Raw genomic sequence first — 26,361 nt, 5'->3', positions numbered from 1 at the left:
ATGGAGCGGCAGCCGCGCTGCCTGGGCCTGACGCATACCCGGGAGGCCTTGGGGTACGCCGTGGTGAAGAAGGCCCGGACGTCGCCGTCCGGGCCTTTTTTGCGGGGTGCCGCCGGTGGGGCGCGTCAGGGGGCGCAGCCGGGGGCCGCCGGCGTCCGCTGCGCCGGGTCGCCGGCATCGGGCGCTTCGGGGAACCGTGCCGGAACCGGGCGGCCGGCCAGTTGCGCCAGCGTGCGCATGAAGGTGTCGGTGTTGGCCAGGCCGATGGGGATCGGGCAGCGCAAAAGCGGCACGCCGAACCGGTCTTCGAGGAATTTTCCGGGGGATATCGGGTCGGGGACCGTCAGGCCGATTTCCAGCGTCGCCCGCGCCCCGGCCATGGCCGCGATGTCGGCCTGGGTCGTGCCGCCCTTGGGGATGCGCTGGAAGTCCCGGGAGAAGGGGGCGTCGAAGGTGTTGGAGATGTCCGGGAAGATGACGGCGTCAAGGCCGAAGGCGCGCAGCATGGCTTTGATGTGGCGCACGTCCCCGGGGCTGACGTGGGCCATGCACATCTTGCACGGATTGATGTTGACGTTGACGAAGTTGCGTTTCTTCATGCGGTGTCTTCCTTAGGGGGCTAGGCCGAAAGCTCCGTCGCGGCCCACTTCCAGACCGGGCTGTTCGAGGTCAGGTCCAGTTCGCGGATGAAGTTGATCATGCCCTCGTAGGTGGTCAGGGGGTATTTGCGGTCGTGGTTGAAATCCACGAAGGGGATGCCCATTTTCAGCGCCAGGGTGCGTTCCTTGACGTTGCCCACGAACAGGTCGGGCTGGCGCTCCCGGACGTATTTCTCGATTTCCGAGGGCGAGGTGTCGTTGATGATGACGGCGCCGTCCACGGAGAAGTCGTTGATGGTCTTGTAGTCGTCCGCGCTGCCGTGCTGGGTGCCGATGAGCACGGGGCGCACGCCGAACTCCTTGAGCAGGCGGATCATGGCGATGGCCTTGTAGGCCCCGCCCACGCACACGGCGGCGGTCTTGCCCGCAAGCTTCCGGCGGTATGCGGCGATGATCGGCTCCACCCGGGCCTCCTCGGCCGCAACCAGGGCCAGGGCCCGCTCCACGTATTCCCGGCCGCCGATGGAGTCGGCGATCTGGACCAGCGACGCCTTGATGTCGTTAAAGCCGATGAAGCGGACCTTGAGGGCCGGGATGCCGAAGCGCTTTTCCATCTGTTGGCTGAGGTACGCCATGGAGCCCGAGCACTCCACGATATTGAGCGTGGGCTGGGGGCCTGCATGAGTTGGTCGTAGGAGGCGTCGCCGGTGACCCTGGCGATGACCTCGACGCCGATGCGGCGCAGGTAGCCCTCGATGATCCAGATTTCGCCGCCGTGGTTGTAGTCCCCGAGGATGTTCACGCCGGGCCGCTTTGCGCGGGGCGCGTCGCCCATGAGTTCCAGCAGCGCCTCGCAGGCCAGCTTGTAGCCCTTGGGCTTGGCCCCGACGAAGCCGCTGGATTTGACCGGGATGACCCGCAGGCCGTGCTGGGCTTCCTTTTTGCGGCACACCGCCTCGATGTCGTCGCCGATGACGCCGACCACGCAGGTGGCGTAGACGAAGATGAGCCGGGGCGTCGGCTTATACCGGGCGATGATTTCGTCGATGGCCGCCGCCAGCTTCGTTTCGCCGCCGAAGATGACATCCTTTTCGCGCAGGTCCGTGGAAAAGCTGTTGCGAAAAAGGCTCGAGCCGCTGGTCAGGCTGCCGCGCAGGTCCCAGGTGTAGCTGGCGCAGCCGATGGGGCCGTGGAACAGGTGCACCGCGTCGGTGATGGGGTTGAGCACGACGCGCGCGCCGCAATAGACGCAGGCCCGCTGGCTGATCGAGCCGGCGATGGTTTCCTTCTCGCACCGGATGCCGCCCCCCCGCAGCAGCCGGACGACTTGATCATGATATGCGATTTGCGTTCTTCCAGAATGTCCTTGACGTCGAAAAGGGACTCGGCCGGTCCTTCCATGGGCATCCTCCAAGGGCGACGGGGCTGCGATCCGTTCGTGACGATCAGTTGCCTTCGAACAGGAAGTCCCGCTTGAGCACCCTCTGGAGCCACAGCGGCTGCTTGCCTTTCATGAGCGCCTGCAACTTCTCGAGCGAGGTTTCGATGGACTCCGGGGCGTTCATCTCGATGGGGTAGACCTTGGCCGCGAGGACCTTGTCCGCGATGGGGCCGCCGATGCCGGAGATAAAAAGGAGGTCGGCCCCCCGGATGGCTTCGATCCGCTCGTCGATGCAAAACGGCCGCTTGCCGCTGACCTTCGAGACGGCGCCGTCGTCCTTGGGCGTGAACGCGACCTCCCGCACCAGCGCGCAGCCTTGGGCGGTGATGTCGTAGAACAGGAAATACCGGGCCAGGGCGAAGTGCCCGTTGAGCATCCGCTTGTCTTCCGTCGCGACGACGACTTGCATGAAAATCTCCTTTGGCAGCGTGAAAGGTCGGGCGTGTGTTGGCACACCGGCCCGGAGCGCACCGCGCGGCCGCGCTGCCCTGGCCGCGCCGGCGGGGCCGGCAGGCGCGCGCGGCGGCCCGCCTGCCGGGAAGCGGGACGCCGCCGTGCCTACATGATCAGTTCGATGTCCTCGTCCAGGGCGTCGCGTTCCTGGCGTTCCAGCAGGGCGTTGCCCATCAGCTCCAGCAGGCGCATGAGCCCCCGGTAGCCCACGATGGGCTGGTAGGAATGCACGCCCCGGTCCATGATGGGGAAGCCGACCCGGACAAAGGGGATGTCCTCGGCCCGGGCGATGTATTTGCCGTAGGTGTTGCCGAGCAGCAGGTCCACGGGCTCGTTTTTGATCCACTGGTGCAGGGCGAAGAGGTCGCCGGCCGCCTTGGCCTTGCCGGCGACGCCGGCCTTTTGGAGAAGGGCATTGACCTTTTTTTCAAAATCGTTGGACGGGGTCCCGGTCAGGACGAAGGCCGGGATCATGCCCAGTTCGAGCAGGAAGCGCGTCAGGCCGATAAGGATGTCCGGATCGCCGAACAGGGCCACCCGCTTGCCGAAGTAGTGCTGGTGCAGGTCGGCCATGATGTCGATGATCTGGCCGCGCTCCTCCTTGAGTTCGGCCGGGATCTCCCTGCCCGTCACCGGGGTGGTCAGCCCCATGGCGACGTCGTGGGCAAAGACGACCGCACCCTTGAACCCGGCAAAGGGACCGCTGTAATCATAGGAGTGGATCTGCTTGGACAGCGTCCCCATCTTGTGGATGACGTATTTCTCCTTGATGCCGGAGCCGAACAGGTCGGGCTTGAGGATCTTCATGAACGCCTCCATCCCGTAGTGGTTGATGTCGTCCACCACGATGCTGCCGTCGGTCATGATCTTGATCATGCCCTTGAAGGAGTTGAGCTCCATCTCGTGGCAGAGCGCCTCGAACTTTTCCTTGGACAGCATGATCCGGTACATCTTTTCGTCCGGCTGGCCGGTGATGTTCTCGATATTCTTGTTGTCGGCGTTTTCCTTGATGAAGGGGATGACCTCCCGGCCTTCGTAGTCGTCCCGGTGGGCGAACTCGAAGCCGGCCAGGACGGTTTCCATGCCGATTTCGTCAAAAAGGCCCTGGAAGTGGTTGGCCCGGGAGCCGCCGACGAAAAGCGCCACGGTCTTGCCCTGGCACACGGCCTTGTACTTCTCGATCTCGGGCTCGATTTCCTCCAGTTCCTTGTAGATGAACTCCTCGGTCCTGGTGATGAGTTCCGGGTCGCCGAAATACAGGGCCATGTCGCGCAAGGCCTTGATGGTGGCGTTGACGCCGAGAAAGTTCACCTTGATCCAGTCGGTGCCGTAGGTCTCGCGCAACAGTTCGGCGTTGTCGTTCGTGGAGCGGTGACACTGGACCAGGTTGAGGTCGGCGAAGTGGGCGTTGCGCAACCGTTCGACGGAACCGTCGCCGGACATGATCGACAGGATGTTGTAGCCCAGGCTCTTGAGCATGCGTTCGATTTCCCAGCCGTCGCCGCCAATGTTGTATTCGCCGCGGATGTTGATGGGGTACTGTTTCTTGACGGAGGGTTCCTTGCCCGTGCCGATAACGTTTTTAAACAGGCCATTGTTTGCGATGTGGTGTCCGGACGACTGGCTGACACCCTTGTAGCCCTCGCAGCTGTAGGCGATGGTCTGGATGCCGAACTGTTCGGTGGACCAGCGGGCCACGGCCTGGATGTCGTCGCCGATAAGGCCGACCGAGCAGGTCGAACAGATCATGATGCTCGGGGGGTCGAAGATGTCCACGATCTCGGTGATGGCCTGGCGCAGCTTCTTCTCGCCGCCGAAGACGACATCGGTCTCCTGCATGTCCGTCGAAAAGTAGTAGGTGAGGAAGTTGTAGTTGTCCCCCTCGTTTTTGCGGGCCTTGTTGCGGCGCGTCAGCCAGCTGTAATAGCCGCAGCCGATGGGGCCGTGGGTCAGGGCCACCGTGTCCTTGAGCGGCCCGACGACCACGCCCTTGCAGCCGGCGTAGCAGCAGCCGCGTTCCGTGATGATGCCGGGGACCGTCCGGCAGTCCGCGACGATCTCCTGGGGCGCTTCGCTGGAATCTACGACCAGGACGTGACCTTTTCTGCTTTTGTAGGTCTTGCCCTTGTAGTGGTTCAATATCTTGGCGACCTCTTCCTTCATGACAGCGATGTCGAGCATGCTTTCCCCCTCCAATGCGCTGGTTGCTGCATCTTAAACTGAGGCCGAAGACCGGTTTTCACTTGTCTTGTCCCCAATGGAACCCACGGAGGCTGGGCTTGTCCTGTCGGGGGCGGGCACTGCGTCTCCCGCGGTGCAGGTTTTGAATCGTCTCCTCCCCTGTACGAAAAATTGTTTTTGGATTCGCCGGAACAAGAGCCAAATGCGTGCCATTACCTCGTCGGCCAACCGGCGGGAGCGGCTTGCAACACGCACTGGGACGCGGCGTTGCGTAAAAAATCATGTAAAAATAGCAATTTTCCTAATCGGCTTTCTGGCGCGGGGTGTGCGCATGGCGCCACCCAAAGGCAGGCGTCGGGCGGGGGCAGGTGTTCACGGAGGAACGGCAGGGAGGGCTCGCAGGCAGGGGGCGAGGGAGGCTCCGGCCTCCCCATGGCCGGGGGGCGGCAGACGTTTTCTGATAATAATTCGTTATATCGACCTGTTATGATGAAATGCCCAGGGCGGACCAGGGATGTGTTCCTTTGCGACGCCGGAGTGTTCTCCCGCGAACACTTCCCGTATCACGCCGATTTCGTGGCGAAGCCATGGGCATCGCGAACCGGCCGGTGGCGTGGTGGGGCATCGGTCAGGACGGTTGGCGGCCGGTCCCCGGCCCCGGGCGCCGGCCAAGGGTGCTGCCCGCCCCTGCGCCGATTGCCGGCATCGCTGGCGACTGTTTGATAGCGGTCGTAGCCGAGGAAGCCGGTCATCTCGTCTCCCAAGGCCGCCTCGCCCACGTCCTTGATCATCGAGCGGAGAATGGAGTTGCGGTCATACAACATCGCGTAGGTGCGATTCAGTATACGCTATACCTGTTACAAAATGAGATATTGCCTATTAAGTGAACTCCATCACCTACAAGCCAACTTGTTATGCACAATCTATCCCTCGATCGCCAAGAAGTCGCGTAAAATTCAACAATATGTTGCATTATTGACTTCATGCAAAAGAAACACTGAACAAATCACAAAATAAATCCGAACTTGTTGTTTGAACTGACCATGCCGCGCGATTTCAAGAATTATCGATCGCAACGCGTTATTTCAGTGCATTGCATGACGCTGCAACAAATTGCCGCCCCGCCCCCAGACATGGTCAACGGAAGGAGCCCCAGGACAAGCTCACGAAGGCTCGAAAATCTCCGATGGCGGGGGACACATGGAGAGCGGCAGCGCTTCTTGACGGTTCGGAAGTTTCGCACCCCAAGAAGACGTTCCGCGAGAATGCGGACAACGCGTTCGGGACTGCCGTCGCCCCGAGGTTCGCGCACGGAGGACGCCGAGTCCTTGATGCCGAGAAAGGCAAGCGCATGTTTTGAAAAGCATCGGCAAGGAACCGGCTGCCATGATCGTGCCGCAAGGTCAGTCCCCGGGCCAAAGGCCTGCCTTGCTCCCGCCAAGCGATCTTCTTGCGAAGCAGCGCGTTTCCCATGGCTTGTTCACCGTACTTCTCCAGGAGCTTGCAAACCCGACGGACTCCGTGACCGCACGCGGTTTCGAGCCTGATCACAGGTTGCTACACCGCAACAATCAGTTCCGCCCCACCCTACATACCGACGCCGCTATCCGAGAATGAACAAAATTTGCATTTTGCAATGATCTATCAAATTGCAATATTTACAGAATTACGTTATGCGAATGATTTGCTTTTTTTGTTGATTTTGATACTGCAATAGATTAAACATAGTCTTAAATCGGAAACTATGCGAGGCAATGCCAAAAGGCAAAGAGCAATTGCGCCAGACAAAATATAAATGTATCTTTCTGTAATAGGACAGATCATTTTAATAAAAATTCATACGGGAATACCGCAGCCAACTTTCAGAAATTTTTCAACAATTCAACATTATTTACACAGGAATTCCATTCATATACGGCTGGAATGCTGCTTTTCAAAGAAGACGACAAATATAGTAATGAATAAATTCCGGCTATGCCGACAACATAACGAGAATTACAAAGTTTTACAATAACAAAATTCTTGATTTTTTTATTGAACTACACAAAAACCCGCTCAGCAAACCGGATGCAACAGAATACAACGGCAAGTAATACGAAGAAAATTTTCCACCCTGTCGACATTATAAGGAATTATAACGATGAGCACCGTCTGCTTTCCGCCGATGACATTTCGGGGTTGAATATTCACGCAGCAGGGTTTTATGCAAAAAATCCTTCAGCGTGGCGCAATCCACTTTCACCACACTCTGGCGAACGCAATTACAAACAGGCCCTACAAAAAATACCTTCGATGATATAACGATGGCGCGGCATAGGCATAACTGACAAAACTCACATGCCGCAGAACGCTTATTGATTGCCTAGCAATATATTTGACAGCAGCTAGCTTATCTTGACAAACAAGACACTATTGATACTATACAAAGACATATTAAGGGCAAGCTACACAGGAAGCGTTTTCAGCATGAGTACTGCTACGCCGACAACTCGTAACTCTCTCTTCACAAGTTCGCCAGAGTATTTCAATTGCTATAGATTCTGACAAGGCATTTCGCATCACCGAGTGTTTCGTTACAGAATGCATAGAAACAGATTCACAGGCAAAAAAGTAATTTTCCCGACTGTCTCCAGCCGAACAGATCGATAGAAAAACGGACGCAACCGTAGCCGTTCACCGGAAAGGCTCAACGGTGCGTGCCCTTTTCCACAGGACAGAAGAGAGGCGATTATGAAGGTGTCCCGCACGCTGCAAGCGATGTTATTCCTCCTTGCAAACTTGGCTGCGTGGTCTACCGCATATGCCGCAACCCCCAAAGTCGAAGCAGGCGTGGGTCATACGGTCTTATTGAAGAATGACGGCACGGTCTGGACATCGGGGGAGAATAGCGAGGGTCAACTCGGCGACGGCACCACCACCACCCGCCTTGCCCCCGTCCAGACAATCTGGCTGGCCGGTGTCACCGATATTTCTGCGGGCGACACCCACACCTTGGCCCTGCGTGGCGACGGCACGGTGTGGGCGTGGGGAGGGAATGCCGGCGGGCAACTCGGCATCAATGATGTGACGCGAGCCATGAGAAAAAATCCGATCCTCGTTCCGGGGCTAACCGGCGTGGTGTCCGTGGCCGCGGGACAACGCCACTCCCTCGCCCTGAAAAACGATGGAACGGTTTGGTCATGGGGCGAAAACAGCAATGGCCAGCTCGGCGACGGGACACGGACTGATCGATTAACCCCAATCCAGGTCTCCGGACTGACCGGGGTGGTTGCCCTTGCCGCTGGATGTCAACACTCTCTCGCCGTAAAAAACGACGGCACGGTATGGGCGTGGGGGGACAACACGCATGGCCAACTTGGCGACGGAACCGTGACCGAGCGGCCCACACCTATCCAGATCCCCGGACTGACCGGCATAACGACTCTTGCTGCGGGTAAATTTTATTCAATCGCACTGCGGAGCGATGGTACAGTCTGGGCATGGGGATACAATACTACCGGACAACTCGGCACTGGAAACCAAACAGCAAGTTATACTCCTGTCCTTGTAAATGGACTTGCCAACATCATTGCCATAACCGCCGGCCATGATCATACCGTTGCCCTCAATGGCAACGGCACCGTCTGGACGTGGGGCTTAAACGACAGAGGACAACTCGGCGATGGGACCACGAATTTTCGATCCGTCCCCACACTGGTGCCAGGATTGACCGGCGCAACAAATATTTCTGCCGGCCTGCAACACTCTGTCGTCTTGAAGTCCGGCGGCGCCTGCTTGGCTTGGGGGAGCAATGACACGGGACAGCTCGGCGATGGGTCGACAGTGGAGCGGCATACGCCTGTGGAAGTACTGGGACGTGGCGGCATTGGCAAATTTTTTGCCAGCAGCAACGCTCTGTCAAGCGGATTTCATCATTCACTCTCCTTGCGAAGTGACGGAACAGTCCTAGCCTGGGGCGACAATTCAAATTTCGCGCTTGGTTATTCTCCTGTATATGACAATTACAGTAATGCAGCAAATCCCGTGAATAATCTTGGCAGCTCCTCTGCCGTGGCGGCAGGCGGATGGGGATTTTCCCTGGCGATAAGCAACGTTGGCACGGTGTGGGCGTGGGGCGACAACAGCAATGGGCAACTCGGTGATGGCACCACAACAAACCGAGCGCAGCCTGTCAAAACCGTCAATCTGACTAATATTGTCGAAGTATGCGCAGCGCCTTTTGCCGGCAGTCACGCATTGGCTTTGAAAAACGACGGCACGGTATGGGCGTGGGGGTCAAACGGTTCCGGACAGCTTGGCAACGGGACGACAACACGTCAACTCACCCCTGTCCAGGTGACGGGACTGGACAACATAGTCGCCATAGCCGCAGGGAGCGCCCACTCTCTGGCCTTAAAAAACGACGGTACGGTGTGGGCGTGGGGCGCAAACAGCAACGGACAACTCGGAGACGGAACGACTACGAAACAAATCACCCCAGTCAAGGTCAATGGAATAGAGAATATACGTAAAATAGCCGCCGGGGAAAATCATTCCCTGGCCTTGAAAAACGACGGCACGGTGTGGGCGTGGGGCGAAAACAGCAACGGCAAGCTTGGCGACGGGACCACAACCAATCGCCCCGCCCCTGTCCAGGTGAGCGGACTGACGAATGTCGTGTCGGTGTCTGGAGGGGTATCCCACTCACTGGCCGTGAAAGGAGACGGCACGCTGTGGTCCTGGGGTTCAAATCAATGGGGGCAACTCGGCGATGGAACCTTTGTGTATCGCCAGATTCCGGTATTGGTTAGTTCTTTGACGGATGTCCAGGCTGCTGCTGCGGGAACCAATTCCGTGGCCTTGAAAAGCGATGGCTCCGTCTGGGCCTGCGGAACCAATTCTTCTGGACAACTCGGGTCCAACTGCTGCGCTGGCTCCATGAACACCCCGGTCCAGAGCATTGTTCCAGGCGGCCCCGGGTCATATCTCAGCCTGCGCCTCCCTGTCCCCGACGCCCTTCCACCGACCGCCATCTCCACATCCGGGTACACTGCCAACTGGAGTACTATTCCCGGAGCCACCTCCTATTCGTTCAAAAGCAATTCCGACCCTACCTTCAATGCCACCTCCCTTTCCGGCTCACCGCGGACCCTGTCCGGCATGGCTCCCGGCACAACCCACGACTATCGGATTCGGGCCTACGTCAATTATCAATACGGCGAATACTCAAACCAGATTCGTCTTGCCACGTTGTCCCCGGGTGTGACCATCACCGGTCTGCCCACCTCCCCTACAAGCCAAAGCAGCGTCTCCCTGACCATCGGGGGGGCGGAGGTGGCCACCTACAAGTACCGAGTCGACGGGGAAAGTTGGAGTGCGGCACATCCCGTCAGCGACGCCTTGTTGATCTATGGCCTTGCCGATGGCCAGCATACCGTTACCGTGGCCTACGCCAACGAGGCCGGACAGTGGCAGCAATTGGAAACTACGGGCACGTGGACTGTGCAAGACGGGACACGCACCTATCCGAAGGTGGATTTCGTCTCCCCAGGCCTAACGTCCCCAGGCTGGCCTGAACCTTTCATGCAGATTACCTCCATTCAGGGAACTGTCGTAAAAGCCTTGAACGATTACTGGAGCTATCAATTTGTCGAAGGGGATAGACGAGGGAAGTTTCCTTCCCCCGCCCCCCACAGATCCGGACGTGCCCCTTTAAGGCATCCGGCTCCTCTGTTCATGGTCTTGCTACACGATGGCAGATAGAATGCATTGCTACGGGAATTGGTAATGGATAAGTCTTCTTCATGAGGTTGAAGTTTTGCCAGCTCATGTTGTTTCTTTGCGATCGCCGGTTCAACCACTTCCACCACAGCTTCTGCACTCCATCACGGAAGGCGTTAAGCCTGCGGGAGTTACCGGTTATCCCATAGTATTGGCAATGACCTTTGATTTTGAGTATGAGAGTCCGGTACTGATCGGCGATATCACTATGCCGATTGAATCGACACCACTCCCCTACCGATTTCAAGGCCCTGGCAAGACGATCTTTTGCCGTCCTGCGCTTGACAACCCAATTTCCCTTGAGCGACTTGCCCCAGTAGTGGGTAAAACCCAACAGGTCGAAGCTGAACCCTTGGTGTCCAGTACCTCCTGATCCGCCACAAGGCGGCAGGAATCGCACCAAGCGAGTCTTCTCTGGGTGAACGGCGAGACCGAACCGACCAAGTCGCTTCGGCAGCACCTCCTCGACCTTCCGGGCATCCATCTCGTTGCTGAAGACCATGACAAAGTCATCAGCGTAGCGGATGAGGAACGCCTCACCTCGCATACGCGGTCTGACGACGTGCTCAAACCATTTGTCCAGGACTTCATGAAGGTAGATGTTCGCCAGAAGGGGCGAGATCACTCCTCCTTGTGGCGTGCCGGCGTCTGGATACACAAGCTGGCCTGCTTCGAGAACTCCAGCCTTAAGCCACTTATCAATGACCCGTCGTATCACACCATCGCGCACCCGCAGGTCAAGAAAGCTCCGAAGATGTCCATGATCCAACGTGTCGAAGAACTTGCGGATGTCCACTTCGTAGACGTACCCGCCACCTATGCCCATGATGCCACGCCACAGCGTCTCCAACGCCTGGTGACAGGACCGGCCGGGACGGAAACCGTATGAGCAAGAGAGGAAATCTTGCTCGTAGACCGCTCCCAGAACCATGGTTACCGCGCGTTGCAGTACCTTGTCCTCGATGGTCGGGATGCCGATCGGACGGGCCGCCCCGTTTGTCTTGGGGATATACGCCCGCTTGACCGGAGGGGCCTTGTACGTTCCGCTCTTGAAACGATCCAAAAGCGACGTCAGGTTCCTATCCAGCTGTTCCTCGTACTCCGCTGCTGTCTGTTGATCCACGCCTGACGCCGCGTCCTTCCTGGTGAGGTGGAATGCTTCCTTCAGAAAGACGAGGTCGATATGGTGGGCCAACGTCGTGAACACCATTTCCGGCGCTTGCTTGGCCAGATCCGCTACCTTCTGCAGTTTCGTTGAGACGCTTTCCGGGCTCGATTTCCCATGCATCTTTCCCTCCAGAAGTTCCATGAACAGACGCCTCCTTCCCTCCTCTGGGTCCCCGGGTGGGTTCCCCTGATTCATCGGTACTATGAGGCGTTCCGACTCCCTGCCGTCCATCTCCTCAGACTTCGTTTCCTTCGCCTTCGGATACCGCTTGTCGTCTGGATTTTCGCTCCTGTTCCCGAGCAGACGAACCCGGGATAGGCCTGGAAGAAATTACCGGCTCTTCCCTTCCGTATTCTCAAGCGGAGACGACAGGGTCTCCCAGGTTCCTGGGAAACCCCCTGTCCGCATGCCTTGTTCTTCGACCCCGGCGGGACCTGAGAGCGATGCTGTCTTGCCCCCAGATGGTGCCTTCCGATATTCTGAAGTCGTCAGCTCCCGCGGGAACGCAATTTCGGGGCTCAATAGCAAGGCCTACAAACTCCCTGTGTACGCTTCACGTCCTGGATTGCTCCAGTCCGCGCAACACTCGGTTCCGGCTGTCAGCACACTTGGCCGGACGGGCTTGGGTACCCGTAGGGTTTCAAAGAAGGTTTCAGCATTCCTTACATCCTCCTTCTCCAGGCTTGGCCTGGCGCACCGGAATACTGCAAAGCTGCTTATGTCCCGGCGCGAGTTCGCCGCGTGGTGGGGTTGCTATCCCAGCTACATCAACCGGCAAGCGGACAACGGCTTCCTGCCCATGGTGGGCAACAAGATCGACGCCCGGGAGGCTTGGAAGCTGTTGAACCGGCGGGCGCGGTCCTATGGGCATCAGGCGCGGCCCTGGCCCGAGGAACTGGACGCACGGCAGGATGGATGAGCACGACCAGCGAAAACCCCATGGACGACATTGGCAAAACCGAGCGCCGCCGACTGCGGAAGCTGTGGCGAGATCACTTTGCCGAGCACGAGAAGGTGGCGGCTGAATGGCGTGCCCGGGATTACCAGTACCCGCCGCCCGTGTTCCCGCCTTTCCCGGATGAACTGCGGGGCCTGACCTGCGGAGCCAAGACCAGGGCCGGGACACCGTGCAAGCGAAAAGACCTCTACACAAGCGCGCGCTGCCCCGCTCCATGGTGGTTTGTCCACCGGGCCGACGACGCCCGAGGGCAAGGTCAGGGCCGCCGAAAATGGCCGCAACCCGAAGCGGAAAAAGCGCACCCCATGAGAGGTAGGGAAAACTCTAGTTTAGGTGTGGGCCATATTGGGCTGAATTCATGGAGTGGAAGTGAACGCGAGTATTGGGGGTGTAATCTTTGAACTAGGCTATTAGTGGCCACTGTGTTGTCAATCCGACGCGAAGCTACCCAATTCGCTTAGTCCCATCCAATAGCAAAGGAGTGGGGCCGGAATTTTCATGATAATCTTTTTCTCGCTATTGGGATAATTCATGGCACCAAAGTCATCAAGGGACTTTGTCACGACATACCCGCGAGACAGTTTTTTTGAATCAATTAAATTAACAAGACCCTTCAAGTCTTTCAAATCCGTATGTTGCGCCCTATATTTCACCTCAAATGGAATCATATCGCCTGCGACTTCAGCAACTAAGTCAACCTCATTATTTTTTTTGTCTCTCCAGTAAGAAAATTTTACATTTTGCGTGTAATACCTGGCAAATAAATGTTTGAAAACCGCAGTTTCAGTCAGAGAACCAAGTGCAGTTGCATCTTCTAAAACAGTTTTCCCTTTTAACATTACCGCTGGAACAATTGCTGCATCAGCAAGATATATCTTAAACTTTCCTCTAAGGACATCCTTCCCATAACCATACGGGGGCAGTTTGTATATCAAATGCGCTGCCTCAAGGTGTTCAATATAGTTTTGAGCAGTTTGCCTTGTCACTGACAGATTTGCACAAAGATTTGTCATGTCGAGCAAGCCACCATCATGCATGCACAAATATAAAAAAGTATGCTCAAGCTCTACGACACGTCTCACGCCAAACATTGCAGTCATGTCACGCTTTAACACTTTATCAATAATGTCTTCGCGTAAAAGTCGTTGGGCCTGGGTAAGGCTTTCCACAAGCGAGGTTTGCGGGAATCCACCGCGAAGAAGGTATTCATGAAAATGTCCAATATAAGCCGAAGCTAGTTCTCTACACGAATAAAACAACTTTGAATCCCATCCAAACAATGCGGTCAATGAGTTAACGGGAGGGATTGGAGGCAATTCAAGCTTCTTTATTTGTAAATATTCATAGAATGATAACGTGGTAAGCTTGATTGCATGCCAACGGCCAACGCCAGATTCTTGGCTATCTTTTGACAGCGGCATTGCAGACCCGGTAAAAATTATTCGACGTTGTTTGTTAAAATCTACCTGTATCTTTACCCATGTCCCCCAATCTTTAATAAATTGCACCTCGTCAAGAAAAATATACTCCATGCCGCCTATCTTTGGCTCACGTTCACGCCAAGCGTTTATCACAGCATCAACACCAGCGAGTTTTAGAAACGGGTGGTCAAAGGTTGCATATAGAATATTTGCAGGTGAAACACCTTCTGTAAGCAATTTCTCTATTGCTTGTTGCAGAAGAGTCGTTTTCCCCACTTGGCGAGCACCAGAAAGCATCAACGCTCTAGGGGCTGGCGGGATAGTAATCCATTCATAAAGATCACGAAAGGCAGCCCTCCTCCATCGAGGCAAGTCCGCGATCGCCTCACCCCTCCACCAGGGATTGAACTGGGACAAAACACCAATAAGTTCTTCTTTTGGGATTTCCATGGCAAGAAACTACCTAATGACTCCATTTAATGCAAGTATACTTTGACAATTACCCTATTTTTGGCCAATAACGGTTGGGAACGTCCAATTTTCTAGAACTGTTAGCGGAGCCTGGGGGCCTTTGCCTAGTCTAGCACGAGGTGCGCCCGCGCAAATCAAATCGCTCAAGTTCATGCCCCTGGAAGATAGGAAGGGCGGGGCTTTCGGTGACGTGTGTTCGGTTGTGCGCGGTTTTGTGCGCGGTGTTTCCTTCACGCGCGCGAGGGGGCGGACATCCCGGCTAAGTTGCCAGGGTGGTTGCCACGGATTCCTTCACGCGAGCGGGCGGTAACTCCGAAGTCGCCGGGTAGCGTCCACGGAGGTGGTGTAAATTCTGAAGTCGTCCAGGCCGGGGGAGAGCCTCCGGCCCGGACGGAATGGGCGAGGTGGCCATCGGGTCAATTGGCTGTAAGGTGAAGTTACGACGCCGCACCTGCAACCAAAGGAGACCACGATGGCCGAGGACAGCATGGCATTAATCGAGCTGATGCAAAAGGCCGACGGCGGCGATTTTCTCCGCTCCCTGGCGGAAGCCGTCCTGCAGCTTCTCATGGAAGCCGATGTGGACGGCCTCATCGGGGCCAGCCGCCACGAGCGAAGCCCCGAGCGAGTCAGCTACCGCAACGGCTACCGTGACCGCAGCCTTGATACCCGCATCGGCTCCTTGCAACTGCGCATCCCCAAGCTGCGCCAGGGCAGCTACTTTCCGCCCTTCCTGGAGCCACGCAAGACCAGCGAACGCGCCTTGGTGGCCGTCATCCAGGAAGCCTGGATCGGCGGCATCTCCACGCGGCGCGTGGATGATCTGGTCCAGGCCATGGGCCTTTCCGGCATCTCCAAGTCCCAGGTGTCCAAGCTGTGCAAGGACATTGATGAACGGGTCCATGCCTTTCTTTCTCGGCCGCTGACCGGCGAATGGCCCTATTTGTGGCTGGACGCAACCTACCTCAAGCAGCGCGAAGGCGGCCGGGTGGTCAGCGTCGCCGCCATAATCGCCGTGGCGGCGAACACCGAAGGCCGCAGAGAAATCGTGGGACTGCACATCGGCCCCAGCGAGGCCGAGCCGTTCTGGTCTTTTTTCCTCAAAAGCCTTCTTCGTCGGGGACTTGGCGGCGTGAGGCTTGTCGTCTCCGACGCCCATGAAGGCCTCAAGGCCGCCATGGCCAAGACGTTCGGGGCCACGTGGCAACGCTGCCGGGTCCACTGGATGCGAAACGCCTTGGCCCGGGTTCCCAAGTCCCAGCACGCCATGGTCTCGGCCGCCCTGCGCCAGGCCTTTTTACAGCCGGATGCGGCCAACGCCAGCCAGACCTGGCGGCATGTCGCCGATCAGCTTCGTGGAAAATGGCCACGGCTCGCCAGCTTCATGGACGAAACCGAGCACGACGTGCTGGCCTACATGACCTTCCCGGCGCAGCATCGGGTCAAGCTGCACAGCACCAATCCGCTGGAAAGGCTCAATAAAGAAGTGAAGCGGCGGGCGGACGTAGTCGGCATCTTCCCCAACGAACAGTCCATCATCCGGCTCATCGGGGCCATCTTACTGGAGCAAAACGACGAGTGGCAGCTGCAAAGCCGCTACATGCAGGTCGAGGCCATGGCCGAACTCAACACCCAACCAAACGAGGCGCAGCCAGCCCAAATTCCACCAAGAGCAGCCTGACCGAGGGCCACCTCAAGCACACCAGAATTTACACCACGTTGACGGACGTGACCTTCTATTTTGCACATAATTCAGAAACGAATATCCTGATTTATGAGTATCAAAATCATATTGTTGCTATACTGTCAACAAACGAATCAATTGATCTGCTGTCAACGCAAGGATGCCAAACATAAGATGAGCAAAGACCTTAGGTCCACCGCGAACCATAAGACTTCTTCCGCCAAAATCATCTTTAAGACGGCTGTTAACACGTTCAGAATTAGTTCTTTCTCTGTATCGAATGCTAGTTGCTGGCTCCATTTCTTTTTTTATTCCATTGCGTCTTTTGTTAAAATCAATAATCGGAACGTGCCCCAATGAACGACTAAAGTCGCGAATTGTTTTGGAATCGTACGCTGAATCCATCAAGTCATAGAGACTTGTTACTCGTTCAGCGGACATTTTTGCCAACGGTATGGCTGCCTGACTATCGTGTAGTGAAGCAGAAGTAAGTATACAACTGATAGGAATTTGACCATCCGCCGAATCAATATGTAATTTATATCCAATCCATCGACGAAAATGCCCCTTACTGCTAGATTTAGCACCGATATCACATGCCATAGGAAGAGTCATTCTGGCTTCGTCGCTAGTCATTTCTATCTGTCGCTCAAGTAGCTTCTTTGTCTTTGGCTTTGTCTTGCTATTAATCGGCCGCCCCCTGCGGCGGCGTTTTTTGGGTTTGGGCGGATTCATTTTTTTAGTTGGTTTTTCTCTGGCGTTAATTTCTGTCGAATCACGACTAATATGCCCAATCAATCGTTCGCTACAATGTAGCCTGACAAGTCTTTCATGGGCATTTTGAGGCAAACCTTTTAAAGAGAATTCTGAAAATGCACGACTAAATACAGATTCATGCGGAATAGTTTTGTGTTCTTCAAAACCGCAAATCCGTCTAAGACTTGGCATCAATTGCAACGCTTCAACGAGAGCCCTTGTGTTAGGAAAATTTAAAACAGCTTTCGCAATAAACGCTCTGGCAATAGCTGCGCGACTATATGATGGCCTACCTCTTCCGAATCGAGGCAAATCCGAAATATGATCTTCTATGCGAACCAACTCAATAATCTCAACGAGTCTTTTCTGCTTATCTGTCAAAGAACCAAACTTTTCTTCTAAACATGGAATCAAAGAACCTTGTATGGCACCGAGGATGCGTGATAGGAGTCTCATGGAAGCTGGCTCGTGTGGTTTTAGTTTAGGTTTGTGGTGAACTCAAACTACCACATAACCAGCTTCCGTTCTACTCCTATCCATACGGTTTTGCAGGATTATTTAGCAAAACCGTTTTTTGCAAAACCCTCACCTGAAAAGGGGCCGGGACCGTGGGCGTGGTGGCCGGATGCCGGTTGGCGGAATATCGTCAACTCGTGGCGCGGGCCTGGACGACGGCTTGCTCGCCGTGTGTGAAAATCGGATGCGGTGGTGGTGGTGACGGAAGAGGGGCGAACCCAACATTTTACCCATCTGTGTTGGGAATAGTGTTGGGTAAGAAAAAGGGCCTACAGCCGTTTTAGCTGTAAGCCCTTGATTTTCTTTGGCGTCCCCAAGGGGATTTGAACCCCTGTTACCGGCGTGAAAGGCCCCGAGGTATTCGCTTAACATGCCGGAAATATGGGCAAAGAACTGCGTCAAACGCAACCTACGCCACCAGAACCGTTTCCAAACCGTTTCCGCCCCTTCAGCCATTTTCATCCTGCCCGCCTCGACTGTGCCTGTCACCATGCCCACCCCTGCTAAACCTGCTATTCTTGCTAATGGCCAATGATATCAGCGCAATGCCTGGGCTAACGTCCTGCTAGGCGGTTGCTAAACGCGCCAGCCGCTTGTTGAAGACGTCCAGGACACGACCGCGATGCTTTCGACCCTCACCGTTCATCTGTGTAACGGCCGAAGATCAAGCGCTCACCCTGGATGACGTGGAACTCGCCCATAAGGAAACAGATTTAAACGACTAAGCGGCGACAAAACCTCTGGGTTTTGTCTTGACAGAATATAGATGATCCTTTACTTGTGGGCTATCCCGAGGGAAAAAGGAGGCCCACATGGAGCGCGTTTTTGGCTATGTCCGCGTCAGCAGCCCCGGCCAAGTCCAGGGGGACGGGCTGGCCCGGCAGGCAAAGGCGATTGCCGACTACGCCCGTGCCCATCGCCTGGAAGTGGTCCGCATCTACCGTGAGGAAGGCGTCAGTGGCACAAGCGACACCCGCCCCGCCCTTGCCGAACTCATGGTAGACTTGGAAGAGAACGGCCACGGCGTCAAGACGGTCATCGTCGAGAAGTTGGACCGACTGGCCCGTGACCTCATGGTCCAGGAAGCCGTGATCCGTGACTTCCAGAAGCATGGCTTCAACCTCATCTCCGCGACCGAAGGCCCCAATCTGTTAAGCGAAGACCCCACCCGCAAGTTCGTCCGGCAGGTGTTCGGCGCTCTCGCTGAATACGACAAGAGCATGTTGGTCTCGAAGCTGCGGGCCGCGCGTGAACGGGTGAAGGCGAAGACAGGCAAGTGCGACGGTCGCAAGGGCTACTATGAAACCGACCACGGCAAGGCGGTCTTGGCCCGCATCAAGCAACTGAGGCGTAAGCGCCGGGACATGAAGCCCTTGTCGTTCCCCGACATCGCGGGAGTCTTGAACAAGGAGGGCATATTGACCTTGGCGGGTAAACACTGGACAGGAGGAAACGTGGCGGCAGCCATGCGCCGCAACCAGAAGCGATAGACAAGAGCCGAGGCCCGGCACCGAAACCGGCGTCCCAATTGTCAGGGGATCAAAGCCAAACTGAGGCGGCCTGACAGTGCCTCGGCCAGCCCCCCCCCTGCTTTTATCTTCACATAGGGGGGTACCCATCCTCGCGAAGCCAACCGACTACATTTTTTTTCTGAACAAAACGGCCGCATTCCAAATGGATCGTTTCAGGCCTCACCCGCGCTTACGCCACCCCTTGCCATGGTTGCCCCGCCAAAAACGCTTGTATGGATCGTTCTGACGGGCCAAAGAGGGTTTGGCGCACCAAGCAAGCAGGAATACCGTGAACACAGGCGAACGCCACTTAACCAAATGCAATTAAAGTCTTGTGTAATCCGAACAGCTATCGTCGGCAACTGAATAGCAGTCCTACAGGGAGGCATAAACCGCGTCCTTGCCCAATTCGCGGTGGGCTCGACCTTTTCGTAGCACCTCGTGGAGAAGAAGATACACGGTCGCCCCCACTTAGTTATTGGACCAATTGCCATATAAGGCCCGCCACACCGCTTAAGCCGACCAGGGCGTGCATGGACAGCTTCCATCGCACCAGGGCCACCAAGGCACCAAGGGCGATGACCACGGCAAAGACATCGAACCCGGAAGGTGGAAAAAACGTGTGCCAAGCGAAAAAAACACCGAGTTTGAGCACCACACCGACGACGGCCGCCGAAATGCCCGTCAAGGCAGCGGCGAATTTCTTGTTTGACGTGATGGCCTCGATGTAAGGAGCCCCCGCAAAGATGAACATGAAGCTCGGCAGGAAGGTGGCGAACGTGGTGAGCAGGCCCCCCAACACACCCGCCTGCAACGGCGCAAGCGAACCGGGGTTGTTCCAGGCGGCGAAGAAGCCGACGAATTGCGTCACCATGATCAGCGGGCCGGGCGTGGTCTCGGCCAGCCCGAGCCCCAGGAGCATGTCCTTCTCCGCGAGCCAGCCCAGGCCGACGGCGTTGTCGGCGATGTAGGCCAGCACGGCGTAGGCACCGCCGAAGGTGACGAAAGCCGCCTTGGTGAAAAAGAGGGACACTTCGGACAAGGCGTCGCCCAGCCCCCGCCAGGCGAGTACAGGCAGCACCACCACGCCCCAAAGGGCCGCGAAAAGGCCGACGACCTTGACGACATGTTTCAAGGAGGGCAGCTCCCGCGCGGGCGAAGGCTCCTCCATGACGCATTCCTTGCTCCCGGCGGTCCGATGGCAGAATATCTCAGGTCGAGTTTTAGCCAGCAGTGTTCCGGCAACGCCGGACAGCAGCACGATGACCGGGAACGGAACATGGAAAAACTGACCCAGGATGAACGCGGCTCCCGCGAAGATATACAGCGCGCCGTGCTTCAGAGACTTCTTCGACAGGCGGAAGAGCGCCTCGACCACGATGGCAACGACGGCAGCGGAGATGCCGTGGAAAATCCCGGAAACGGCGGGAACCTGCCCCTTAGCGGCGGCCAGCCAGGCCAGGACGAGCATCAGAACGATCGAGGGCAGCAGGAAGCACATCCCGGCGATGAAGCCGCCGGGATAGCCATTGAGCCGCCAGCCGACGTACACCGCCAGCTGGTGCGCCTCCGGGCCGGGCAGCAACATGCAGAAGTTGAGGGCGCGCAGGAACATGCTCTCGTTCATCCACTTGCGGCTTTCCACGATGTCCTTGTGCATCATGGCAATCTGCCCGGCAGGGCCGCCGAAGTTGATGAACCCAAGTTTGAACCAGTAGGCGGAGGCCTGCTTTAAGGGGACACTTGGTGACGTGCCATTTTCTTGCATTGGAAATCCTTGTATTTATCCGAGATTCTTCCAGGCATCGAATCCCCCCTCGAGGTAGGGAACGCAGAGGCCCTTCTGCTCGAAATGCTGTTGTATGGATTGGCTGATGGACCCTCCCCTGGCGCAATAAATGACCGTATTCGTCTTGCCCGAGACCATGTCCTCCCACTCGGCGACTTTGGAAGGATCAAGCTTCACGGCCCCAGGGATGAGCACCGGATCAGCATCGAAATCAACCTGCTTTCGGAGATCGAGCAGAGCGATGCCTTCCCCGGATTCGATTCTGGAACGAAGCTGCGCAGGCGAAATGGTCTTGTCCATGACTTCTCCCGTTTTCGTTATTGCCGGTACATGAGAGAGGAACTCAAGTTCCGAACGGTTATCCAGCACGCATGAGGCCCTGAATTTCCCGGTGATAGCTGCAATAGCGCCGCATCGTAAGTTCGCTTTTGCCGAACTCAGCGTTTGCTTTGAGAATTTGCTCGAAGTGTTCTTCAGCGTAACGGCGGTCCTGACGATGCGCGCCAACTTTGGTTATGATGTCCACCAGCTTGTCGGCATAGGCGATGATACGCTCTTCAAGCTTGCCAAGAGTATAATCCTTCTGCGGCAGACCGAACTCGCGGGCTTCCTCCAGGCTCAGCCCCCCCCAGATATGTTTTTCCATGATCGAGCACAGCTCGGCGGGTAGGCCAAGTGTCGGTCCGATCTCCGCGCCGGCACGTCCGTGCTCCATGCCGCTGGCTTTCACCTTGCCCAGGTCATGCAACAACGCCCCACGTGCCACCAGCGTCAGGTCAAGGGGCACAGACAAACGCGCCGCGATGTCGAGAGCCAGTTCGGCTACGGCCACACTATGCGAGACATCCTTTTCAACCATCCCCTGCGAACGGAGCAGGGCAACGTCAGCCTCGTCAATCAAAGGATGCATCTCAGCCCTCCTGCGGGACATTCTTCAAGAAAAGTGGGATCGCCGCGATCAACACCATCGCCATCAGTGGGAAGCTCGCTTGGTATCCCAGCCAGCCGACCAACAGTCCTGCCAGGATGGGGCCGGACGCATGTCCGACGTCGAAGATGGTGCCGAACGCCCCCATGGCCGAGCCGAAATGGCGCTGCCGGCACATGTCCGCGACCAGGGCGGCGGAAGATGACGTGACGAGGGCCTCGCCCAGGCCAAAGACTAGGCTTGCGGCCAGAAGCGACCAGAACCCGCCCATGAACGGCACCGCCGCGAACGAGACCGCGCACAGCGCCAGCCCGGCCACGATGAGCGGCCTGCGCCCCTGCGCGTCCGAGACGCGGCCCATGAGCGGTTTGGAGAGCATGGTCACGACGATCTGCGCGCCCCACAAAAGGCCGGCCTGGAATTCGCTGAGGCCGGCCACTTTGACCGCATAGACGGGCAGGAAGGCTTCCAGGGCTCCCATGGTCATGTTCTGCACGCCTTCCATGGAGGAGGTCGTGACGATGCGCTTGTCCGAGAGCACCTCGCGGATGCCTTCACGGAATTTCGCCAAGCGCTCTCCAAAGCCCAGACCGTGTTCCACCTTTTCCTCAATGCCGAGGGTCTTGAAGCCCAGGACCATGGCCGCCACGCCGGCCAGGGCGCTCAGGGCGAAAACGAGCCTGAACTGCCACAGCACCGGACCGCCGTTTGTCCCGGCGTCCAGAATGAAGCCGCCGATGGGCGCGCCAAGCAACGTGCCGATGATGCCCACGGACGAAAACCAGGAGAGCATTTCGCCTTTGCGCGAGCCGGCCACTTCGGCGACCACGGCCATGGCCACGGGGCCATAGATGGCTGTGGCCAGACCATGCAGGAAGCGCACAACGACCAGGGCCGAGTAGGATTCAATAAACAAGTAGAAAAACGGCATCACGCCGAAGACCACCAAGCCGGCCAGCATGGTCCGGCGTCGTCCGACCACATCGGACAATGCGCCCGCCGGCAGCTTGAAAAAAATGCCCGTCACCGTGGAAATGCCGACCGCAAGGCCGATGGCCTCCGGCCCTGCGCCCAGAAACAACGCAAAGAGCGGCAGAACTGGATTGCGAGCCAGAGCGTAGGAAAAGCGGGCCAGAAAGCCCACCGTGCACAGATTGTTGAATGCGGACATGCCTATCCTCAGCTGGGCCGGGGGAAGCCCGACGAGCCTCCCCCGGTCCTGGGTTTAGTGTTTGGGGGCGGCCCGGTCGAAGAAGATGGATTTGCCGTAAAAGCCCACGGGGATGCCCATGGCCACCTCGGCTTTGATGTAGCCTAAGGCACGGGCGGCCGCGCCCACCCGCTGTTGGACGCGATTATCCAGATTGAGCAGGCTGGCGGTCTTGGCGGCGGAGACCAGGGCCGCGCCGATGTCCATCATGCGCATGACGCAATGGGGGCCGCTGTAGCCCATATCTTTTTCCGTCGTCTGCCGGTGCTTGAGGAACGCAGCACAGGTGGCAAAGCCGCAAGCGCCGCAGTCATAGCCGGCACCCAGGGACTTTCCCAGTCCGACAAGGACCAGGGCCTGACAGTTCTCGATGTTGGACGCGTCCCGCAACCAGAACGCTTCGTTGGTGCTTTGGGGGGCGTAGTCCCGCATGGCGGCGGCAATTTTTTTGAGGTCGTCGTCCAGGGTGATGACGGCGATTTCCAGGAAGTCCTTCCCGCCGGCCTTGGGGGCGGTCCGGGCGGAAGCGGCCATGAGCTGCGCGACTTGGATAGCGGTATCTTTCACGGCGATGTCTCCTCGTTATGGTTTGTAGGTTGCCGACAGGGCATCGAAAAGAGGCAGCGCGGTCGCGACGAGCTGCTCGTCGTCCCGCAGTGTCATATGCAATCCGTCAAGGATGCGTTTGAGGCCGGCGGCCTCGGTGGGAGCCGTTTCCATTTCCTCAAGGTCGATGGCTCGAAGCGTGGCGACAAGGCTGGCAGGAACTTCTTGAGCAAGCTCGAACGACGCGATCACGACTTCAAAAGTGATGAGCCCGCCACGATGGGTGAACTCGGCCTCGGGCATGTCGAACCAGACCGCGTCCTGGTTTTTGTCCGCTTTGGCGTCGTGGGCCACGAAGACGAGGCGGGCATCCGGGTCGATAAAGCGTTTGACCGCCCAGATCGTCGCCAGCCGGTCTACGTAGGGCCGCTCCCTGGTGATCCAGGTTTTGCCGACAAAGTCTTCCCGACGAAGGGTGGTGATTGCGGGCGTGGCGTCAGTGCTGCGGCCATCCAGGAGAGCGGAGAGTTCTTGGAGCAGGGCGGCTGTCCTGTCCTCTTTGCCGCTGGGGAAAAAGTCGCGGGATCGGATGGCTTCCAACCGTCTGCCGCATTTGCGGCGCGTCGAAAGCAGCTCCCGGTCAATCGAAGCGAGGTCTTTGCCCCGGGCCAGGGCCAAGGCAGCGTGCAGTTCCTCGTCCAGGCCGGCATACTCGGCGTCGCGCTCCCGGGCGAAGGCGTCCATAATGGCCTGATCGTTCAGATTGCGGATGGCTTCGGTTTCAAAAAAAAGCGCTTCGCCTTCCGCCTCCTCGACTTCTTTGGCTAACCACGTGAAGTGTTCCGCATGGGCCACGTTGGCAGGCAGGACATAGAGCGAGCTTTTGGCCTGGATAGCGCCGATGGCCTGAAGTCGTCGCCAGACCTTGACGCGGATGGCCTGGCTTTTTGCCGGTAGGGAGAAGGAAAGGACAAGCCATTTATTGTTCTTCATGAAAACATATTTGATACATATGAATCATAAGTCAAGCGATATTTCGAATGTTCGGCGCAGAAAAAATAGTTCTTTAAAATGATTGACTTAAATCCTAAGGCTAACTGCAAAGGGGGCAATCGCATACGAATGAAACGGACTGGAGGCCAAAAACGATCCATAGTCGGCCGTAAGCGCGGGCATGACCCCTTTTGCCAAAGGACCGTTTGCGCCCTCTGGACAAGGCAGCAGGTGACACGGTGGCGCGGACAAGACGGGCCGACCTGGGCGCACGCTGCCCCGTGACGCGGGCCGGCGGGAAGCGTTCCTCAGCGGCCACCTCAACTTTGAACAAAACGCCCGCAGCCCAAAACGAGCCCAGGTTTGCACCGGACGCGGACATGACCTGTGGGTCAGGCAAAGGGCAAAACGGCCGCCAGGGGATCGCTTACGAGCCCTCTTTTTTGCCAGCCCCTGCCTTGTCCACGCTGGCACGGACCAGGACAGCGGACAAGACCCGGCTGCCACGCGCACAGCCGCGCCAGCCGGTTTCTCGGGGACCGACAGGGCCGCCGGGGGAAACGGCGGGATCACAAAAAGCAAGAGCCAAGCGGTGAAAGGCTCCTTGCTAAAAGCACATGCGCTACCAGTGCCTCAATTGACAAACCGATGCTGAATGGCCTTGAAGAGGGGGGCAGCAGACTCAAGGGCCGGAAAACGGGAAACCAACCAGGGGCTGGCTGCCGCCCACGCCTGACACCAAGCAGCAGACACGGCCGAGGCCCGTCCGCTTTGAACATGGTCAGGAGTGAATGAAGGGAGGTCATGAGTTGCCGGCAGGCACCCCCGGCTTTGCCGTAGGCAGGACAATAAGCGCGGACTCGGCTGGTTGCCTCGCGTGCGCGCGTAAGCGGGTGAGTTTGTGCACTCCCCACGCCACACCCTAACAAAACAGCGTGCATTTTTATGAAAAGAGACATCCTTAAATTCTACACGTTCTGGGTGTGGCAGTATTATTTTAGGAATATAAATTTAAGAGAGTGTTCTTTTGATTTCCCAAAAAAGAATTCTCTTGAGTATAGATCAATGGAGTCAGTCCACCCACAATGGTCAAAACGAATGATTGACAGGTTTATTAACAAAAAACATGTCTTTGATTCTACAAGAATTTTAAAGGAGGCATTCTCGGGCTCAGTAAGCTATTGCACGCCAAGCCAATGGAGAGTGGCGTACGAAAGCATCATGATCAATGGAATTGACCAATACGAGATTGACGACATGGCGTATTACAAGAAAGGAGCAATTTCTATTGACTTTAGCAAGGATATTGAACTTATTTCAAGGGAACTTAAACTGTTCTACTACGTAAATATCGCTGGCAATTTAGCATTCAACGCAAGGCTCGCGAACGAAGAACAAAATAATAAAAGACGGAAGACTTTGAACCGCAAAATAGCTGACGCATATGATGATCTTGCAGAGTGGAAAGCAAGAGAGTTGTCAGCGATCAAACGATTTAAAGAATTGCAGTTTAATACTAACAGAGCAATTGGACTTTTTCTGTGGGACTGTGTTTATCGTAGCGAATTTAAACAAGGATCATTCAAGAAATCCATCGATTTGATTTCTAAGGCGATGCCTGTACAAGACAGCAAAGAGGATCAGAAGCCGTCAAAGAAACCATCCTATTGCGACGATGTAACGCTCCGAGCTCTCTTTGAACAAACCCACCTTCAAATCATCACCCGCGAGTTTAAACTGATGAAGGCTGAAAAAACCAAGACCTAACAAATGATTTAGGTCTTTTGATTCAGTCGTTCTCTCCTCCTAGGGTTTCGTCCCATGCGCGGCAACCGCCACGCAGAATGAAGCCAAGATGGAGGCCCCCATGACTCAGAACCCCCACCAGCCGCCACCCAGGCGGCGCTTCCCGCCAAATGAGCAAGCCCGCCGTTTTCTCGCCCAACTCTGGGGCGAAATCCCGCCGGCCGGCTGCC

General features: G+C 56.8%; 19 protein-coding genes and 1 pseudogene. 5 read left to right on the top strand and 15 right to left on the bottom strand.

Going from position 1 to position 26,361, the window contains the following annotated elements:
• Positions 1–125: 125 nt before the first annotated feature.
• From ACP59X_RS02635 to ACP59X_RS02610, 6 genes and pseudogenes are all read right to left on the bottom strand, one after another.
• On the bottom strand, positions 126–599 hold the full coding sequence (locus tag ACP59X_RS02635) for a nitrogenase component 1 (RefSeq protein WP_428564657.1): 474 nt from the start codon (positions 597–599) through the stop codon (positions 126–128).
• Between the two features lie 20 nt (positions 600–619).
• Complete coding sequence (locus ACP59X_RS02630; protein ID WP_428564654.1) at positions 620–1,252, bottom strand: nitrogenase component 1; 633 nt, start codon at positions 1,250–1,252, stop codon at positions 620–622.
• Positions 1,253–1,329: 77 nt separating this feature from the next.
• Positions 1,330–1,803, bottom strand: a pseudogene (locus ACP59X_RS02625) (nitrogenase component 1); the annotation flags it as partial.
• Between the two features lie 241 nt (positions 1,804–2,044).
• Complete coding sequence (locus tag ACP59X_RS02620; RefSeq protein ID WP_428564651.1) at positions 2,045–2,449, bottom strand: NifB/NifX family molybdenum-iron cluster-binding protein; 405 nt, start codon at positions 2,447–2,449, stop codon at positions 2,045–2,047.
• Between the two features lie 149 nt (positions 2,450–2,598).
• Complete coding sequence (locus ACP59X_RS02615) at positions 2,599–4,674, bottom strand: nitrogenase component I subunit alpha (RefSeq protein ID WP_428564648.1); 2,076 nt, start codon at positions 4,672–4,674, stop codon at positions 2,599–2,601.
• A 563-nt stretch (positions 4,675–5,237) separates the two neighbouring features.
• Positions 5,238–5,498 carry a hypothetical protein gene (locus ACP59X_RS02610; protein ID WP_428564645.1) on the bottom strand — a complete coding sequence of 87 codons (261 nt, stop codon included), beginning with the start codon at positions 5,496–5,498 and terminating at the stop codon, positions 5,238–5,240.
• A 1,906-nt stretch (positions 5,499–7,404) separates the two neighbouring features.
• On the opposite strand from ACP59X_RS02610, the gene ACP59X_RS02605 reads away from it, so the two are divergent.
• The gene (locus ACP59X_RS02605) at positions 7,405–10,416 is read left to right on the top strand and encodes an RCC1 domain-containing protein (RefSeq protein ID WP_428564642.1); all 3,012 of its coding nucleotides are present in this window, start codon (positions 7,405–7,407) and stop codon (positions 10,414–10,416) included.
• Here the strand turns inward: ACP59X_RS02605 and ltrA are convergent.
• Positions 10,388–11,743, bottom strand: a complete 1,356-nt coding sequence (gene ltrA / locus ACP59X_RS02600; protein WP_428558878.1) for a group II intron reverse transcriptase/maturase — start codon at positions 11,741–11,743, stop codon at positions 10,388–10,390. The two genes, ACP59X_RS02605 and ltrA, sit on opposite strands and share 29 nt — an antisense overlap.
• Positions 11,744–12,320: 577 nt before the next feature.
• Here ltrA and ACP59X_RS02595 point away from each other — a divergent pair.
• Positions 12,321–12,521, top strand: a complete 201-nt coding sequence (locus ACP59X_RS02595) for a hypothetical protein (protein ID WP_428564639.1) — start codon at positions 12,321–12,323, stop codon at positions 12,519–12,521.
• 467 nt (positions 12,522–12,988) lie between these two features.
• Here the strand turns inward: ACP59X_RS02595 and ACP59X_RS02590 are convergent, their stop codons facing one another.
• The gene (locus ACP59X_RS02590) at positions 12,989–14,431 is read right to left on the bottom strand and encodes an ATP-binding protein (protein ID WP_428564636.1); all 1,443 of its coding nucleotides are present in this window, start codon (positions 14,429–14,431) and stop codon (positions 12,989–12,991) included.
• Positions 14,432–14,924: 493 nt separating this feature from the next.
• Between ACP59X_RS02590 and ACP59X_RS02585 the strand changes: the two genes are divergently transcribed.
• Positions 14,925–16,133: an IS256 family transposase gene (locus ACP59X_RS02585; RefSeq protein WP_428558936.1), complete on the top strand. Its 1,209-nt coding sequence runs from the start codon at positions 14,925–14,927 to the stop codon at positions 16,131–16,133.
• A 117-nt stretch (positions 16,134–16,250) separates the two neighbouring features.
• On the opposite strand, the gene ACP59X_RS02580 is transcribed toward ACP59X_RS02585, so the two are convergent.
• Positions 16,251–17,348 (bottom strand): transposase, encoded by a 1,098-nt coding sequence (locus tag ACP59X_RS02580; RefSeq protein WP_428559722.1) that lies wholly within the window; start codon positions 17,346–17,348, stop codon positions 16,251–16,253.
• An 872-nt stretch (positions 17,349–18,220) separates the two neighbouring features.
• Here ACP59X_RS02580 and ACP59X_RS02575 point away from each other — a divergent pair.
• Entirely contained in the window at positions 18,221–18,898 is a 678-nt protein-coding gene (locus ACP59X_RS02575) for a recombinase family protein (protein WP_428564633.1), read from the top strand.
• Between the two features lie 496 nt (positions 18,899–19,394).
• Here the strand turns inward: ACP59X_RS02575 and chrA are convergent, their stop codons facing one another.
• The 6 genes from chrA to ACP59X_RS02545 are packed head-to-tail and all read right to left on the bottom strand — an operon-like array spanning position 19,395 to position 24,385.
• Positions 19,395–20,687, bottom strand: coding sequence for a chromate efflux transporter (chrA, locus tag ACP59X_RS02570; RefSeq protein WP_428564630.1), 1,293 nt, complete (start codon positions 20,685–20,687; stop codon positions 19,395–19,397).
• A gap of 15 nt (positions 20,688–20,702) precedes the next feature.
• Positions 20,703–21,008: a rhodanese-like domain-containing protein gene (locus ACP59X_RS02565; protein WP_428564628.1), complete on the bottom strand. Its 306-nt coding sequence runs from the start codon at positions 21,006–21,008 to the stop codon at positions 20,703–20,705.
• Positions 21,009–21,066: 58 nt separating this feature from the next.
• Positions 21,067–21,618, bottom strand: coding sequence for an HDIG domain-containing metalloprotein (locus tag ACP59X_RS02560; protein ID WP_428564625.1), 552 nt, complete (start codon positions 21,616–21,618; stop codon positions 21,067–21,069).
• A 1-nt stretch (position 21,619) separates the two neighbouring features.
• The gene (locus ACP59X_RS02555) at positions 21,620–22,807 is read right to left on the bottom strand and encodes an MFS transporter (protein ID WP_428564623.1); all 1,188 of its coding nucleotides are present in this window, start codon (positions 22,805–22,807) and stop codon (positions 21,620–21,622) included.
• A gap of 54 nt (positions 22,808–22,861) precedes the next feature.
• Positions 22,862–23,413, bottom strand: a complete 552-nt coding sequence (locus ACP59X_RS02550; protein ID WP_428564621.1) for a ferredoxin domain-containing protein — start codon at positions 23,411–23,413, stop codon at positions 22,862–22,864.
• Positions 23,414–23,428: 15 nt separating this feature from the next.
• Complete coding sequence (locus tag ACP59X_RS02545; RefSeq protein ID WP_428564618.1) at positions 23,429–24,385, bottom strand: chromate resistance protein ChrB domain-containing protein; 957 nt, start codon at positions 24,383–24,385, stop codon at positions 23,429–23,431.
• 1,221 nt (positions 24,386–25,606) lie between these two features.
• On the opposite strand from ACP59X_RS02545, the gene ACP59X_RS02540 reads away from it, so the two are divergent.
• Positions 25,607–26,152: a hypothetical protein gene (locus tag ACP59X_RS02540; protein WP_428564615.1), complete on the top strand. Its 546-nt coding sequence runs from the start codon at positions 25,607–25,609 to the stop codon at positions 26,150–26,152.
• The last annotated feature ends 209 nt before the right edge of the window (positions 26,153–26,361 follow it).

Origin of the sequence: Solidesulfovibrio sp. DCME, from assembly GCF_049995385.1 — a bacterium.
Lineage (GTDB): Bacteria > Desulfobacterota > Desulfovibrionia > Desulfovibrionales > Desulfovibrionaceae > Solidesulfovibrio.
This window is presented reverse-complemented; position numbering and strand designations above follow the sequence as displayed.